Genomic DNA, 15,678 nt, shown 5'->3' with positions numbered 1-15,678 from the left:
GCCCGATCACCGGCGGTGGGCGGCGGTGATGCGACGGCGGCGTGAACAGTCCACGTCTGCTCACCGGTCGGTCCGCCGCCGCTCTGGCGCTGGGCGTCCTGGCACGGGCATGGCCCCGAGCCAGGTGGCAGTACGCCAGGCTCGGGGCCGTGCTGCTGCAGTGGGGTGCTCAGCTCATGGTGTCAGGGCTGATCCTCAGCGGCGCCTGAGGTCCCCCTTTCCGCAGGCCACGCCGTCCTTGTCGGGGTCGAGGCGGAGCGGGTCGTCCTTGCCGTTGACCTTCAGCCGGCCGTAGTCGTGCTGCTTCAGCCAGGTGCAGCGAGCCACCGTCGTCTTCTTGACCTCCTTCGGGAAGGCCGTCGGCACACAGACGTTGGCGGAGCCGTAGTGGCGGTCGCAGCCGGAGATCGTGGTGGGCACCTTCTGCGACGACCGCTTCTTGCCGGGCCCCGTGACCTTGCCGGTCAGGTCGTCGGCGAAGGAGTGGACGTGCGCGGAGGCGTCGGTGGCCCTCAGGGCCTGCGGGCCCGACAGGTGCACCCACTTGGCCACCGACGGCACGCCGCCCGCGTCGACCGCGAAGAGCATGTACCAGCCGGGCGGGGCCAGGTTGGGGTTGCTCGTGACGTTGAGGTCGATGTTGTTGCCGTCCACGCTCAGCGGCAGGTCCACGAACCGCTGGTTCGGGTCGGAGGAGTGCGTCACCGCGGCCGGGCGGATCAGCTCGGCCTTCACGATCGGCCGGTCCACCGTGATGCGCTGGGTGTCGCCGTAGTTCCACTCGGTGTCGATCACCGAAGTGATCGTCGGACGCGGGCCCTTGAGCAGATAGGGCGGCGTGTAGATGGACACGTTGTGGTTCCAGGTGCCGTTGCCCGGGTTGTCGCCGGTGGTCATCACGCGGCCGTCGGGCAGCAGGAACGCCGAGGAGTGGTAGCCGCGGGCCTCGGGGTCGGCGGCCACCGGGTCGAACGTGTTGGTGGCCGGGTCGTAGATCGACGACTCGAAGACCGGGTTGGCGCGGTTGTGCAGCGCGCCGCCCGTCTCCAAAACCTTCCCGTCGGGCAGCAGCACGGCGGAGACGTACATCTTGCCCTGGTTGCCGGTCTGCGGGACGGGCCCGTTGCCGAGGTCGACGGTGCCCTGCGGGATCGGCGGTCCGGCGACGTACGACGGGTTGGGCTGCTTCAGGTCGATGACGTCGGTGAGGCGGTTCGCCTGCGGGTTGGACTCGATGTTGCCGCCGCCGAGGGTGAGGACCTTCTGGTCCTGCGCCGGGGGCAGCAGCACGCTCGCCGACTGGTCCCGCTCGTCCTTGTTCTGCAGGCCCGGCACCTGGGTGACGGTGTTGGCGCCGTAGTCGTAGATCGCCGAGCCGGTGCCGGGGATGTTGTTGCCGAAGACATGGCTGCCGGAGTAGAAGAGGCGGCCGTCCTGCATCAGGATCATCGACGGGTACAGACCCCAGTAGGACCAGGTCTGGTTGACCTTCCACAGCGGCTGCCACTGCTGCTCGTCCTCGGACCACAGCTCGGCGGTCACCGAACCGGTGGAGTCCTCCTTCAGCCCGCCGAAGGAGATCACGTCACCGTTGCCGAGGATGGTCGCCGACGGGTACCAGTGCCCGTCGTTCATGTCGTTGGTCTTGATGTACGTCTCGGTCGCCGGGTCGAAGACGTACGAGTCCTTGTACCCCTGGTAGCCGATCGTGCCGTCGGCCGACGGGTAGCCCTTGTTGCCGCTCATGATCAGCACCCGCCCGTCGGACAGCTGCACATGACCGGCGCAGAACATGTCGTCCGGCGTGGGGATGACCTTGTAGCTGCCGTTCTGCGGATCGTAGACCGCGGAGGTGAACGTGCCCGCCTCGAACATCGCGGTGTCGTTGCCGGAACCCGCGATCAGCAGCACCTTGCCGTTGTGCAGCACCACGGAGTGCATCGAGCGCACCGGGTTCTGCGCGGGCAGCACGTCCCACCTGCCGTTCGCGCACTCCTGCGCCGTGCCCGTGCACTGCGGCGGCGGAACCGGGTCGGCGACCTGCTCCATCGTGTAGTCGTCCGTGGTGACGGAGCCGGTGCCGTAGACGGACACGCCCCAGGAGATCCGGTCGGTGCCGGCCGGGACCTCGGGGGTGCGCACCGTGGCCTCGGTCCAGGTGGCCGCCATCTGCAGCGTCTTCAGGTCCGTCCAGTACTGCCAGCCGGCGGTGGCGTCGTGCCGGAACAGCGTGATGTTGGCGTCCGGCGTGGTGCTCTTGTACCAGAGGCCCAGGTCGTACTGCTTGCCCGGCGTGACGACCGGGGCGCAGGTGCTGGACTCGGTGATCAGGGCCTTGCGGTCGCCCTCCAGGCGGCGGGTGAGCGTGACCTTCATGGCCTTGCTGCCGGAGTGGGCGTCGGCGACCGTCTCGAAGGTGAAGTCGTTGTCGCCCCAGCCGGACTTCGACCAGCAGTACGGCATGTCCGCGGTGCCGGCCGTCTCGAAGCCGGGGTTCTTGATCAGGTTGGCGGCGGAGGCGGGCTGGGGTGCGGTCAGAAGCAGGCCGCCGGTGAGGCCTGCCACGGCCAGGAGTGCGGTTCTTCTTCGGTGCTTGTTCACGCGGCTCTCCTTGCATGGCGGCTGCCGCCCAGTTGCCTGCGCGGCAGATAGACCAGCGCTTCGGTACCGAGGAAGCGCAGGACGAACGTCGTCACCAGCGCGAGCGCGGTGGCGGGCAGCACGGCCATCCCGAACGCGCCGACCAGCAGCGCGATCAGCGGGATGCGCAGCAGCAGGTCGGCGTTGGCGAGCAGCGCGAACCGCCCGAGCCGGTCCCACCAGGCCCGGTGCCGGCGCCGGTCGCGGAACAGCAGCCGCTCGATGAGCAGGAAGTTCCAGGCGACGCCGAGCTGGTTGGCGAGGATCTCGGCGGGGAGGTAGTGCATGCCGACGCCGGTGAGGGCCCACAGGCCGAGCAGGTTGGGCAGGAAGCCGGTCACGCCGATCAGCCCGAAGACGATCATGCGGGCCATCGGCGAGGCGGTGCGCAGCCCGACCAGGTGGCGCAGGAATCGGAAGCCCTCCTGCGCGGTCGACTTGGACTCACCGGCGAACCGGTCCTGGAAGACGAACGGGACTTCGGTGACCTCGCGGGGGCGGCTGCGCACCGCGAGTTCGAGGAGGATCTTGTAGCCGAGCGGCTGGAGGATCTCGGCGGTGACCGCGCTGCGGCGGATGGCGAAGAAGCCGCTCATCGGGTCGCTGATGCCGTGCAGCTGGCGCGGGAACAGCGACTTGGTCAGCCAGGTCGCGCCGCGCGAGACGGCGACGCGGTAGCTGCCGGCGAGTCCGGCGCGGCTGCCGCCCTTGATGTAGCGGGACGCGACGACCAGCCCGGCGTTCGCCCGTTCCCCCGTGGCGACCAGCTCCGGCACCAGCGAGGGCGGGTGCTGGCAGTCGCCGTCCATGACGACGATCCAGTCCGACCCGGCCGCCTTCATGCCCTCGACGACCGCGCCGCCGAGCCCTCCGACGGGCTCCTCGCGGTGCAGAACGGTCACCGGAAAGGGGCAGTCCTGGGCGGCCTGCTGGATCACCTCCGGGGTGTCGTCGGTGGAGTCGTCGACGAAGACGACCTCGCACGGCAGCCTGGACGGCACCGACTCGGTGATCTGGTGCAGCAGTTGCCGGACGTTGGCGGACTCGTTGAAGGTCGGTACGACGATGGTGACGGCGCCCGGCTCGGGCACGTCGGCGGCGTACGCCGCCGGATCGCCCAGCTCGCCGGGGACCACGGACTCCTGGCTCATCGGCCGCCTCCTGTCCCGGCGCTCTGAATCTGCCGGATCTCGATCCGGTCCTCCCCGGCGCCGAACACGGCGACCGGCGTCGAGTGCTCCATCGCGGCCTTGACGTTCGGCAGGTCGACCGCGTCCCGTCGTACCGTCGGCGACGCCACCACGTAGTCGAGGTCACGCCAGCCGTTCGGCATGGTCTTGGTCACGGCCGGGTCGAGGTCGGCCTTGTAGAACCAGATGACGCCGAGCCCGGGCTCGAAGCCCTGGTGCACGAGGTCCAGCCACAGGGCGTCGTCGACCAGGACCCGGGTGTCCTCCGGGTCCTCCACCTCGGCGGCCAGCCACGTGGAGGCGGCCCGGTAGGGGGCGTTGGCGTCGGCGGTCATGGCGGTGCGGTCGCCGTCGTACCAGCGCGGTACGACGTACGCGCCCGCGGCGAGCGCCAGGACCGCTGCGAGCGCGTACCGCCCGCCGGTCAGGAATCTGCCCTCGCCCGTCCGGCGCCGCCGCCGCAGCACGGCGTGGGCGACGGAGGCCGTGCCCCCGGCGAGCACCAGGGCGAGGAACGGCAGCGCCTGGATGATGTACATGGCGGGCAGATAGCCCGGCCGCAGCGCCATCCCGGCGAGGATCGCCACGGCGAGCGCCGGCCCGGCGAGCGCCCGCGCGGTCACCGACCAGCGCCAGGTGAGGACGAGCAGCAGCGCCCCGGCGAGTCCGCCCAGGGGCAGCACCCGGTCGTAGTACAGCCAGGACTGGAGCACGCCGTACGAGCCGGTGCCGGGTTCGAGGATGAAGCCGGAGCCGGGGCGGCTCATCTGGTAGACGATGCCGTCCCACAGCGAGACGTGCCCGCTGCCCGGCAGCAACTCGCCCTTCAGCAGCGCGAAGAGGGGGTACGAGATGCCCAGCAGCGCACACGCGGTGATCGCGCCGGTGATGGCGAACTTGCGGGTGTCGCGGTGGCTGTGCCGCCACATGGTCACCAGCACGGCCGGGAGCACGAGCAGCATCGTCTCCTTGGTGAGCACCGCGGCCGCGGCCGCCATGCCCGCCCCGAAGTGGTGCCACAGGTGACGGCTCGGGGAGGCGGCGAGGGTGAACGCGAGCAGCGTCCACATCACCGCGATGTTGTCCAGGAAGATCTCGCGCTGGAGGACCACCGACAGCGGGGAGAGCCCGAACAGCGCCATGGCGAGCCCGGCCGCCCAGCGCGGCAGCGACAGCCGGCGCGCGAGGACGTACACGAGGACGGCGCTGATCGCGCTGATCAGCAGCATCATGACGCGCATCGAGCCGACGGTCATCGACTCGGGCGCGAAGTACGCGGGGATCCAGGTCAGCACGGCGATCTGGATCCAGCCGAACGGCGGGTGGTCGTACCAGTAGGTGTAGTGGGCGAGGCCCCGGCCCTCCTGCACGGCCCAGGCCTGCGCGAGGTAGGTGCCCTCGTCGTCGCTGAGGGTCGGGTAGTCGGCGATGTTCCAGCCCTGCACGACGAGGATCGCCACGAGCAGCAGGCCGCACAGGATGAGGTCGGGACGGGAGGAACGGAGTCTCTTGGGCGGCGTCGTCCGGTTTGTCGTACCGGTTCTGGGCGCAGCTGTCCGCTGCGCGGGGACCTTGACTCCGGTCGCCGCGGGAAGTGTGGAGGTCACGCAGGAACGTCCTCTCGGTTCACGTGCGCGAGATGTGCGCCGACGTGGCTGGTCAACTCCCAGTCGTTGCGGCCGCGTTGCTCGCGCCACACTGCGCGGACAGCGGCCCCGGCGAGCAGCACCTGGTAGAAGGGCCCGCCGATGATCAGCTTCAGGTAGTGCACCAGGCGGACCCGGAGCCCGTACTGCTTGCCGAAGTCGTGCAGCCCGACGACCTCGAAAACGAAGGTCACGAGCGCGGTCACGGCCGGCAGGAAGGTGATGAAGGCGACGCCGACCGGTACGTCGAGGAAGAGCGCGATGGCCACGTTGAGCGGGATGACGACGCCGGAGATCGCCTGAAGGTACGGCGTCATGAGGGTGTAGCGGGCGAGCAGCCGCTGACGGAAGCCGGGCAGCTGCTTCCAGTCACGCTTGCGGTAGACCTGGAGGAAGCCCTGGTTCCAGCGGGTGCGCTGCTTCAGCAGGGACATCAGGCTGCCCGGGGTCTCCTCGCGGGTGACCATGTCGGAGTCGTAGGCGACGACGACCTTCTTGCCGACGCTGGACAGGCGCACGCCCAGGTCGCAGTCCTCGGCGAGGCAGTTGGGGTCCCAGCCGTCGGCCTCGCGCAGCACCTCGGTGCGGACGAACACGGTGTTGCCGCCGAGCGGGATGAAGCCCTTCTGCGCGTGCAGGTGGAGCCGGGAGCGGAACCAGAAGAAGTACTCCAGGCAGTTGCGCAGGCTGTACCAGCTGGAGTGGAAGTTGATCAGCTGCACCCCGCCCTGGACGACGTCCGCGCCGGTGGAGCGGAAGGCGTGGTCGACGTGCGCGAGCAGCTCGGGGTGCACCTGGTCCTCGGCGTCGAAGACCCCGACGACGTCGCCGCGGCAGTGCGGCAGCGCCGTGTTCATCGCCTTCGGCTTGTTCTTCTTCTTGTGGGTGTCGACGACGACCCGCACGCGCGGGTCGCGGGCCTCCGCCCGCCGGGCGACCTCGGTGGTCTCCGGGTCGTCGTGCCCGACGATGACGATGATCTCGAAGTCGGTGTGCGTGGACTCCAGCAGCCGCTGGATGGTGTGGTCCAGCACCGCCTGCTCGTGCCGCGCCGGAAGCAGCAGCGAGAACGACAGATGCTCCGCGCCGTCCGGCCGGCTGAAGCGGGTGGAGGCCAGCACTTCGGGCGTGCGCCACGCGTGCATCTGCCACCACAGGGTGAAAGCCGCCATCCAGAACAAGACGAGCGAAACGACGGCTATGAAGACAGACGTCAGCAAAAGATCCCCCCAGATCTTTGAAATCCCCCCAGCCGCGACGGAGCTGTGCGTCCGCCTCGGCACTGTGGAGAGAGTAGGGGGGAACTGTGAAGCGCGGTAGCTGTTCCGATAAATAGCTTGTTTCGGAATGGTCCGGCGTCTAGGGGGACGTGTCCGAACACGTGCGCAATTGCGCAGTCGCGTTCGGTGTCCGATCAGGCGTTCAGCGCCGCCCGCAGCCGCTCCGGGTCGGTCGTCGGGACGTCACACGTGAAGTTACGGCAGACGTACGCCGTCGGTTCACCGCCGGTCAGCGGGCGGTCGGCGAGGAGCGGGAACTCCTCGGCGCCCGGGACGCCGTACGCGACCACCGCGCCCGGGGCGGTGCCCAGAAGTGCCGTGCGGTGCAAGCTCCTTGTCGCTGCGTCATCGAGTGCGGGACCCACGACGGCGACCTCGCGCGGACCGTCCAGCCGGGCCTCGGCGACCGCGAGCCCCCAGCCGATGAACCGCGGCACGCGCGGCCCGAGCGTCTTCACCACGCCCAACGCCCGCTCGGCGGCGGTGCGGTGGGGCTCGGCGCCGGTCTGGGCGGCATAGCTCAGCAGGGCGCCCGCGGCGGCGCTCCAGCCGGACGGCGCGGCGTTGTCGGTGGGGTCCTGCGGGCGGCGGATCAGCTTCTCGGCGTCGGCGGCCGTGTCGAACAGGGCGCCCGTCTCCTCGTCCGTGAACCGCACGAGGACGTGGTCGAGCAACAGCCCGGCGAATTCCAGCCAGGTGCCCTCACCGGTCACGGACGCGAGCGCCAGGAAGCCCTCGGCGACGTCGGCGTAGTCCTCCAGGACGCCGGCGTTGGCGCCGACCCGGCCGTCCTTGCTGGTCCGGGCCAGGCGGGCGTGGTCGTCGAGGTGGACGCGGACGAGCAGGTCGGCGGCGGCGAGGGCGGCCTCCACCAGGTCCGGGCGGTCGAAGTAGGCGCCGGTCTCGGCCAGGGCGGCGATCGCGAGACCGTTCCAGGCGGCCACGACCTTGTCGTCCCGTCCCGGCGCGGGCCGTCCGGTACGCGCCGCGCGCAGCCGCCGCTTGACGGACTCGACCGTCTCGGCGTCGAACACGCCGTCCGTCTGCGGCAGTTGCAGGACGGAGGCGCCTTCCTCGAAGGTGCCCTCCTCGGTCACGCCGAAGTACTGGGCGGCGAGTTCGGCGTCGTCGCCGAGGACGTCACGGAGCTGCGCAGGGGTCCAGACGTAGTACGCCCCCTCGACGTGCCTGCCCGTCCCGTCGTCGCTGTCGGCGTCGAGGGCGGAGGCGAAACCGCCCTGCTCGGTGCGGAGTTCGGCGACCATGAAGTCGGCGGTCTCCAGCGCGACCCGCCGGGCGAGCTCGGAGCCCGTGGCCCGCCAGAGGTGCGCGTACACCCGGCAGAGCAGGGCGTTGTCGTACAGCATCTTCTCGAAGTGCGGCACCACCCAGTCGCGGTCGACGGAATACCGCGCGAATCCGCCGCCGAGCTGGTCGTAGATGCCGCCGCGGGCCATCCGCTCGCACGTGTCCCGCGCCATCTGCAGCGCACCCTCGGCGCCCGTCCGGGCGTGGTGGCGCAGCAGGAACTCCATGACCATGGACGGCGGGAACTTCGGCGCCCCGCCGAAGCCGCCGCGCTGCGGGTCGTACTCCCGGGTCAGGCCGAGCAGCGCCTGCGCCAGTTCCTGCTCGCCGGGCGCCTCGGACCCGCCGAAGCCGAACTCCCGTCCCGCCAGGTCCCGCGCGATCTTCCCGGCCACGTCGGTGACCTCCGCGCGGCGGTCCTGCCAGGCGTGGCTGACGCCCTCCAGGACCTGCCGGAAGGAGGGCATCCCGTGCCGGGGGGCCGGCGGGAAGTAGGTGCCGAAGTAGAACGGCTCGGCCTGAGGCGTGAGGAACACCGTCATGGGCCAGCCGCCCTGCCCGGTGGCCGCCTGCACGGCCTCCATGTAGACGGCGTCGACGTCGGGGCGCTCCTCGCGGTCGACCTTGATGTTGACGAAGTGCTCGTTGAGGTGGTCGGCGGTGGCCTGGTCCTCGAAGCTTTCCTTGGCAAGAACATGGCACCAGTGACAGCTCGAATAGCCGACGCTCAGGTGCACCGGGACGTCACGCCGTCGCGCTTCCTCGAACGCCTGCGGCGACCAGGGCCACCAGTCGACAGGGTTGTCGGCGTGCTGCAGCAGGTACGGGGACGTCTCGTGCGCCAGTCGGTTCGGCATACCTCCATCCTGCCCGACCGCGCGGGCACCACCGAAACGACCGGCCGGGGCGGACGAGGGCGACCGGACCGGAGACCGCCCCGATCCCGGGCGCGGCCACAAACCACCACGGCAGCCCCGCCGGAGACCACCGGCCGGCCCCCGCCGAGCCCGCGACGGTCGCCACAGCCGCGCGGCAGCCCCGGCCGCCTCGCCGGTAGGCACCACGGCCGCCCCGCAGACGCCGCCTTGCCCCCGGCGAAGAAGAAACCACGGCCTCACCTCACCGAGCCATGACGGCCGCTCCGCCGGCGGACCCCACCTCCCGCCGCCGAAGACCGCACCTCGCCGCGCCCCAGACCACCGCCTCACCTCACCGGACACCACGACGGCCACCCGCCACAGACCCCGTCTCCCGCCACCACAGACCACCGCCTCACCTCACCGAGCCACGACGGCCGCCCCGCCGGCGGACCCCACCTCCCGCCGCCGAAGACCGCACCTCGCCGCGCCCCAGACCACCGCCTCACCTCACCGGACACCACGACGGCCGCTCCGCCCCCAGGCCGCACCTCGCCGCGCCCCAGACCACCACCTCACCTCGCCGGACACCGCGACGGCCGCTCCGCCACAGACCCCGTCTTACCCCGCCTCGCCGCCGCCGCCGGCTCCACCTTCCCCGCCGAAGAGAAGCCACCCGGCCCCACCGCAGACGTCCATGGCCGCCCCGTCGGTGGCCACCACATCTCCACCGTCCGGTGATCGCCGCCCTCTCGCCATCGCGGGCTCGCGCAACGACACTCTTAGGCGACGATGCGGTTGTCGCCGGAGGGGGACGGGACATGCGGGACGGTCATCGGGCGGAGGCCGAGCGGCTGTTGGTGCGGGCGGTGGAGGAGGAGGTGCGGCGGTCGGGCGGCCGTACCGACGGCAAGGTGCTCCTGGCGAGGGCGCGCGGCGAGCTGGACGCCGTGGCGCGGTCCGCCGCCGAGGAGTACGAGGCCTACACCCGGGCCCTGGACGAGGCGGAGGCCGGCCGGCTGACGTTCGGGCAGCGGTACGCCCGTGAGGGCGCGGGGACGCCACTGGTCGTGGCGGGTGTGGCCGCCGTGGCCGCGGTGGTGGCCGATCTGGCCCTCGGCACGGGCACGACGACCGCGCTCGGCGCGGGCGTGACCGTCGGCGTGGTCGGCGCGGCCACGACCGTGGTGAAGGTGGCCGGCTCCCATCTGCCGGCCGCGCACCACCGGGCCGGCGCGGTGGGCCAGCCGGGCGGCCCGGAACAGCTGCGCTTGCAGTGGCTGACGGCACTGGAGGTACGCGGTATCCGCCCGTTCCTCGACCAGCAACGGGTGCTGGCCGCGTCGACCGGGCCGAAGAAGCCCGGCCCCAAACTGATGGGCGCCGACAAGAGCGGTGCCGCGCGCGGGCGCAGTGTCCTGGAGCAGTCGTTCGGTCAACTCCCCGACAAGATCGGCCCGTTCGCGGGCCGTCGGCGGGAGATGGCGCGGATCCGGCAGTGGGTGCAGGCGGCGCGCGCCAGCACACAGACCCGGCCGACGGTGGTCGTCCTGCACGGGGCGCCCGGCAGCGGCCGTACCACGCTCGCGGTGCGCGCCACCCACGACCTGAGGGACCAGTTCCGCGGCGCGTGCGTGGTCGACCTGCGCGGCGACAGCCGGGAGGAGCCGCCGCTGTCCACCCGTGAGGCGCTGCTGCATCTGCTGAACCGGCTGGGCGCGCCCCGCGAGCAACTGCTGTTCCGGGAGCGTTCGTCGGCGGACCAGCAGGTCAAGCGGCTGAGCGAGCTGTACCACCAGCATCTGACCGGCGTCCCCGTCACCGTCGTGCTCGACGACGCCTCGGACCCCGATCAGGTGCGCGCCCTGCTCCCGGAGCGGTCCGACAGCCTGGTCCTCGTCACCGCCCGGACACCGCTCGACCTGCCCGGCGACCTGCCGGCGTGGGTGCACCAGCTGCCCGTCGAGCCGCTCGACGCGGTCGGCGCCGAGGAGCTGACGGGCGCGGCGGCGCAGGGCGAGACGGGGCCGTACGACGCCGAGTCCGCCGACCGGATCCACCGGCTGTGCGGCGGCCTGCCGCTGGCGCTGCGCATCGCGGGCTCCTCCCTGGGCCCCCGCTCGCCCCGGCAGCTGGCGTCGGACCTGGGCGCGTACGGGCCCGTGCAGCCCGTCGAACGTGCCCTGTGGCTGCGCTACACCGACCAGGCGGAACCGGCCCGCCGGCTGCTGCGGCGCCTCGCGCTGGCCGGGCGGGCCTCGCTCGGCGTCGCGGCGGCGGCGTCCCTGCTCGCCACCGACGAGGCCGGGGCGACGCGGCATCTCGCCGCGCTGTCCCGCGCGGGCCTGATCGACCAGGTCCGCGGCAACCGCTACCGGCTGCACGAGCTCGTCCGCGTCTTCGCGCACGCCCGGCTGGTCGACGAGGAGGAGCCGGGCGAGCGGGCGGCGGCGCAGGAGCGGCTGATCGTCAACTACGCCGACCTCGCGGACTCGGTGCTGCGCCTGGTCGACGGCAACATGTCGACCCGCTCGGACCGCTTCGGCCCGCACGGGTTCACCTCGCTCGACGAGGCGCTGCGCTGGCTGGACGACGAGTCCAGCTTCATCACGGCGGCCCTGCGGCACGCCGAGGGCGTGAACCAGGGGGCGGTGCTGAACCTGCTGGGCGCGCTGTGCGACTACTGCCTGCTGCGCGGAGACCTCTACCGCCTCGGCGAGATCAGCGAACTCGCCCAGGCCGTCGACCAGGGCCTGCTGATCCGCTCGGTCCAGTGGCGCACGGGCATCGCGGCCCGTCAGCTGGGCGAGCTGGACAAGGCGCGCACGACCCTGACGTCGGTGGTCGACCTGTACCGGGAGGCGCACCACGACGCGGGCGCGGCCCGCGCGCTGTGCTCGCTCGGCATCACCCTGCACCACCAGGGCAATCTCACCGAGGCGGCGGCCCGGCTCCGGGAGTCCCTCGACCTGCAGGCCGCGCCGTCGCTGGCCACGGACCGGGCCTGGACGATGCACGCGCTGGCGGCCGTGGAACGCGACCGGGCCCACCTCGCGGAGGCGCTGGACCTGCTGACCCGCTCCCTGGAACTGCACCGCGCCGGCGAGTCCCTGCACGGCGAGGCCTGGGCCCATTTCCAGCTCGGCCAGCTGTACCTGCGTCTCGGCGACGTACCGCGCGCCGAGACCGAGCTGCGCAGGGCTTCGGACCTGTACGGCCGTACGCGCGACGCCCGCGGCCAGGCGTGGGCCCAGACCCAGCTGGCCCGGGCCCGGCTCGTCGCGGGCGACACGGTCCCCGCGCTGGAGGAACTGCGCCAGGCGGCGGTCCGGCACCGCGACAACGAGGACGCCCGCGGCGAGGCCTGGACCCTCTACTACCTCGGGCAGGCGCTGGAGGAGACGGGCGACCTCGACCGGGCGGTCCGCGAGCTGGAACGCTCCCGCGCGATGTTCTCCCGGATACGCGACGTCTACGGCCTGGCCTGCGCCCGCCACCACTCGGCCCGCGCCACGCGCGACCAGCGCGCCGCCCGGACGGGCTCCCTGCGCAACTCCGGCTTCGCCCGCCAGCTGCTGGTCGACGCCCGCGCCGACTTCCACCGCATCGGCGTCGCCCACGGCGAGGCCTGGACCTGCCTGGAACTCGCGGTCGTCGACGCGGGCAACGCCCGCACGGCGGCGGCGCTCGCCCTGTGCGACGAGGCGGTCGGCCTCTTCGCCTCCTACGGCGACCGGCGCGGCGAGGACTGGGCCCGCTTCCTGCGCTGCACCCTGCTGCCGTACGCCGCTCCGGGCGGCGTGGAGGTCGGTGCGGCGGTGGCCCAGGAGGAGCTGGCACAGCTGGCCCGCGCCGGGCACCCGGCGCGCGACGAGAAGCTGGACGACTACGTGGAGGCGTACCGGCTGCTGCTGGAACGGGGCGTGGAACTGGAGGCGGGCTGGCAGGCCTGGCGCCTGGGCATGGTGCCCGACCGGCACGCCCGGGAGGTCATGGGTGTGGCGGTGGCGACGGCGTCCTGAGGCCGGCGCCGGGCAGCGGTGGGGCGAGGCGTCGGCGGGCCGGGGACGAGGCAACGACGGGCCGGCGGGCGCGCGCGCCGGCGGGCGCGCGCTCCGGTCAGCGGCGCCCGCGGGGCCGTGCGGCTGTCGCCGTTCCCGGCGGACCGCTCACGGTGAGGGCACGCGGACAGGAGCCCACGCCGTAGCGGCCCGGTGGCGGCCGCATGTGCGAGGGCCCGGTCGGTGGCCCGGTCGGTGGCCGCCCGGGGCGATGGGCCCCCGCCGCGGGGCGGGACGCTCAGCCCTGTGACGTTTTACCCGGGGCGCCCGTGTCCGCCGTGTCCTTGCCGGGGCCCACGGCCGGGTCCGGGGTGTCCTTGAAGTCGACCCGGCCCATGTGCCGGTTCATCGACTTCATCAGGCCCCAGACGGCCAGGGCCATCACCGCGAAGACGATGAAGCCGAGGACGCCGGGGGTCACCTTGTCCTCGTCGACCTCCTTGGCGAGGGTGACGAGGTGGGTCATTGCCAGGCTCGCGCTTGCGCTCATGTCAGGCATTGTCGCGGATGCCCGCAAAGAGGTCGTCCTCGGGGAGGGAGGTATCCACGAGGGACTTCGCGAGCTCGTACTCCTCGGTCGGCCAGACCGACCTCTGGACCTCCATCGGCACCCGGAACCACCCCCCGTCGGGGTCGATCTGCGTGGCGTGCGCGATCAGCGCCTTGTCACGGATCTCGAAGAAGTCACCGCACGGGACGAACGTGGTCAGCGTGCGGTCCTTGTGGCCGGACTCGTCCCAGCGCTTGAGCCACTCGCCGTAGGGGGACTCCAGGCCGCGGTCCAGCATCGCCTGGTGCAGCGCCTCGGTCCGCGGCCGGTTGAAGCCCTGGTTGTAGTACACCTTCAGCGGCTGGTACGCCGGGCCGTACTCGCTCTCCGGGTACTTCTCGGTGTCCGCGGCCCCCTCGAACGCCACCATCGTGATCTTGTGGGTCATGATGTGGTCGGGGTGCGGGTAGCCGCCGTTCTCGTCGTAGGTGGTGATCACCTGGGGACGGAACGAGCGGATCTTCTTCACCAGCTCGCCGGCCGCCTTGTCGACGTCCTCCAGGGCGAAGCAGCCCTCCGGCAGCGGCGGCAGCGGGTCGCCCTCGGGCAGGCCGGAGTCGACGAAGCCGAGCCACTCCTGCTTGACGCCGAGAATCTCGCGCGCCTCGTCCATCTCTCGCCTGCGTACCTCGTGGATGTTCTCCTCGATGTACCGGTCGCCCTGCAGCTTGGGGTTGAGGATGGAGCCGCGCTCCCCGCCCGTGCAGGTCACCACCAGCACGTCCACCCCCTCGGACACGTACTTCGCCATGGTGGCCGCGCCCTTGCTCGACTCGTCGTCGGGGTGCGCGTGGACGGCCATCAGTCGCAGCTGGTCAGTCAAGACTCAATCCTCGTTTGGTCGGCGCCCGGTGTGACCGGGTGCGAACGGCGGCTTCTATAGTGACCGAATCGGGGGGCGAGAAATTCCGGGGTACGCCTCGGAAGCCCCCTTCGGGACCCTCGATCCCGCCCCGGCCGAGAGGACGATCATGAGCACGGCGAGCACGCGACTGCCGGAGGGCCGTTACGGCCGTTCCTCGGACGAGCGCGCCGATCGCACGCTCAAGGTCGTCGGCATCGCCCTGGGCGCCCTGCTCATCGCGGTGATCGGATACTTCGCCTACCACTACATCGCCGCGAACAAGATCAGTGCGGAAGTGATCAGCTTCGATCCCTCGGACGAGGCGGTGAAGGTGACACTCGCGGTCGAGAAGGAGGCGGGCGCCTCCGGCTACTGCACGGTCCGCTCCCAGGCGGCCGACGGCGCCGAGGTCGGCCGGGCCGACTTCCGCTTCGACGGGGACGCCGGCCGGATCACCGAGGTGGTCACGCTGCGCACGACCGCGCCGGGCACCACGGCGGAGCTGCTGGGCTGCCACGCCGACTGATGTCACTCGTCATCCGCAGCGCTGAGCTGCGCTGACGTGATTTTTGGCACTAATGTCCTCCCTCTTTCGCCCCTGAATTGTTAGGCTCGTGGTTTCGCCCTCTCATGGAGGAACATTCTTCTGGGTAGGGCGATGCTTTGTATTCCCAGTACCGACGAGGAGCACCTGTGACCCAGACCAGCGAGAACGTCACCTGGCTGACCCAGGAGGCGTACAACAAGCTCAAGGACGAGCTTGAGTACCTTACTGGTCCTGCGCGCACGGAGATCGCCGCCAAGATCGCGGCCGCGCGCGAGGAGGGCGACCTGCGCGAGAACGGCGGGTACCACGCGGCCAAGGAGGAGCAGGGCAAGCAGGAGCTTCGCGTGCGCCAGCTGACCCAGCTCCTGGAGAACGCCAAGGTCGGCGAGGCGCCGGCCTCGACGGACGGTGCGGTGGCCCCCGGCATGGTCGTGACGATCGCCTTCGACGGTGACGAGGACGACACCCTGACGTTCCTGCTCGCCTCGCGCGAGTACGCGAGCGCCGACATCGAGACCTACTCGCCGCAGTCCCCGTTGGGGGCCGGCGTGATCGGACACAAGGTCGGCGAGGACGCGCAGTACGAGCTGCCCAACGGCAAGAAGGCCTCGGTGAAGATCCTGAAGGCCGAGCCGTACAGCGGCTGACTCCGCGGAACGGCCGGCATGCCGACTGCCGGCCCGGGTCCGCCCGTTCTGGACAGGCCCCCGGCGTCCTCGCGGCGCCGGGGGCCTCTTCATGCTCAGATCAGTGCA

At 71.6% G+C, this 15,678-nt stretch carries 11 protein-coding genes; 4 read left to right on the top strand and 7 right to left on the bottom strand.

What is annotated here, in order from left to right; translation table 11 throughout:
• Positions 1–41: 41 nt before the first annotated feature.
• Positions 42–209, top strand: coding sequence for a hypothetical protein (locus IPT68_RS22950; protein WP_189696256.1), 168 nt, complete (start codon positions 42–44; stop codon positions 207–209).
• On the opposite strand, the gene IPT68_RS22945 is transcribed toward IPT68_RS22950, so the two are convergent.
• The 5 genes from IPT68_RS22945 to IPT68_RS22925 all read right to left on the bottom strand — a co-directional run bounded on the left by IPT68_RS22945 (position 196) and on the right by IPT68_RS22925 (position 8,921).
• A complete protein-coding gene (locus IPT68_RS22945) occupies positions 196–2,601 on the bottom strand; it encodes a galactose oxidase-like domain-containing protein (RefSeq protein WP_189696255.1) in 2,406 nt (801 codons plus the stop codon). The genes IPT68_RS22950 and IPT68_RS22945 overlap by 14 nt on opposite strands.
• Positions 2,598–3,791, bottom strand: a complete 1,194-nt coding sequence (locus IPT68_RS22940) for a glycosyltransferase (RefSeq protein ID WP_189696254.1) — start codon at positions 3,789–3,791, stop codon at positions 2,598–2,600. The genes IPT68_RS22945 and IPT68_RS22940 overlap by 4 nt, the downstream gene beginning before the upstream one ends.
• Positions 3,788–5,437 carry an ArnT family glycosyltransferase gene (locus tag IPT68_RS22935; RefSeq protein WP_189696253.1) on the bottom strand — a complete coding sequence of 550 codons (1,650 nt, stop codon included), beginning with the start codon at positions 5,435–5,437 and terminating at the stop codon, positions 3,788–3,790. The genes IPT68_RS22940 and IPT68_RS22935 overlap by 4 nt, the downstream gene beginning before the upstream one ends.
• Entirely contained in the window at positions 5,434–6,696 is a 1,263-nt protein-coding gene (locus tag IPT68_RS22930; protein WP_189696252.1) for a glycosyltransferase, read from the bottom strand. Before IPT68_RS22930 ends, IPT68_RS22935 begins: the two co-directional genes overlap by 4 nt.
• Before the next feature lie 194 nt (positions 6,697–6,890).
• Positions 6,891–8,921 carry a thioredoxin domain-containing protein gene (locus tag IPT68_RS22925; RefSeq protein ID WP_189696251.1) on the bottom strand — a complete coding sequence of 677 codons (2,031 nt, stop codon included), beginning with the start codon at positions 8,919–8,921 and terminating at the stop codon, positions 6,891–6,893.
• Positions 8,922–9,742: 821 nt separating this feature from the next.
• Between IPT68_RS22925 and IPT68_RS22920 the strand changes: the two genes are divergently transcribed.
• Positions 9,743–12,943, top strand: coding sequence for a tetratricopeptide repeat protein (locus IPT68_RS22920; protein ID WP_189696250.1), 3,201 nt, complete (start codon positions 9,743–9,745; stop codon positions 12,941–12,943).
• A gap of 277 nt (positions 12,944–13,220) precedes the next feature.
• Here IPT68_RS22920 and IPT68_RS22915 read toward each other — a convergent pair whose 3' ends face one another.
• On the bottom strand, positions 13,221–13,481 hold the full coding sequence (locus IPT68_RS22915; RefSeq protein WP_189696249.1) for a hypothetical protein: 261 nt from the start codon (positions 13,479–13,481) through the stop codon (positions 13,221–13,223).
• Positions 13,474–14,355 (bottom strand): mycothiol conjugate amidase Mca, encoded by an 882-nt coding sequence (gene mca, locus IPT68_RS22910; protein WP_189696248.1) that lies wholly within the window; start codon positions 14,353–14,355, stop codon positions 13,474–13,476. The genes IPT68_RS22915 and mca overlap by 8 nt, the downstream gene beginning before the upstream one ends.
• 148 nt (positions 14,356–14,503) lie before the next feature.
• Between mca and IPT68_RS22905 the strand changes: the two genes are divergently transcribed.
• Together IPT68_RS22905 and greA are read left to right on the top strand one after the other, a co-directional pair.
• Complete coding sequence (locus tag IPT68_RS22905; RefSeq protein ID WP_189696247.1) at positions 14,504–14,902, top strand: DUF4307 domain-containing protein; 399 nt, start codon at positions 14,504–14,506, stop codon at positions 14,900–14,902.
• A 167-nt stretch (positions 14,903–15,069) separates the two neighbouring features.
• Positions 15,070–15,570, top strand: coding sequence for a transcription elongation factor GreA (greA, locus tag IPT68_RS22900; RefSeq protein ID WP_189696246.1), 501 nt, complete (start codon positions 15,070–15,072; stop codon positions 15,568–15,570).
• Positions 15,571–15,678: the final 108 nt, after the last annotated feature.

This window comes from Streptomyces chromofuscus (assembly GCF_015160875.1).
Lineage (GTDB): Bacteria > Actinomycetota > Actinomycetes > Streptomycetales > Streptomycetaceae > Streptomyces > Streptomyces chromofuscus.
This window is presented reverse-complemented; position numbering and strand designations above follow the sequence as displayed.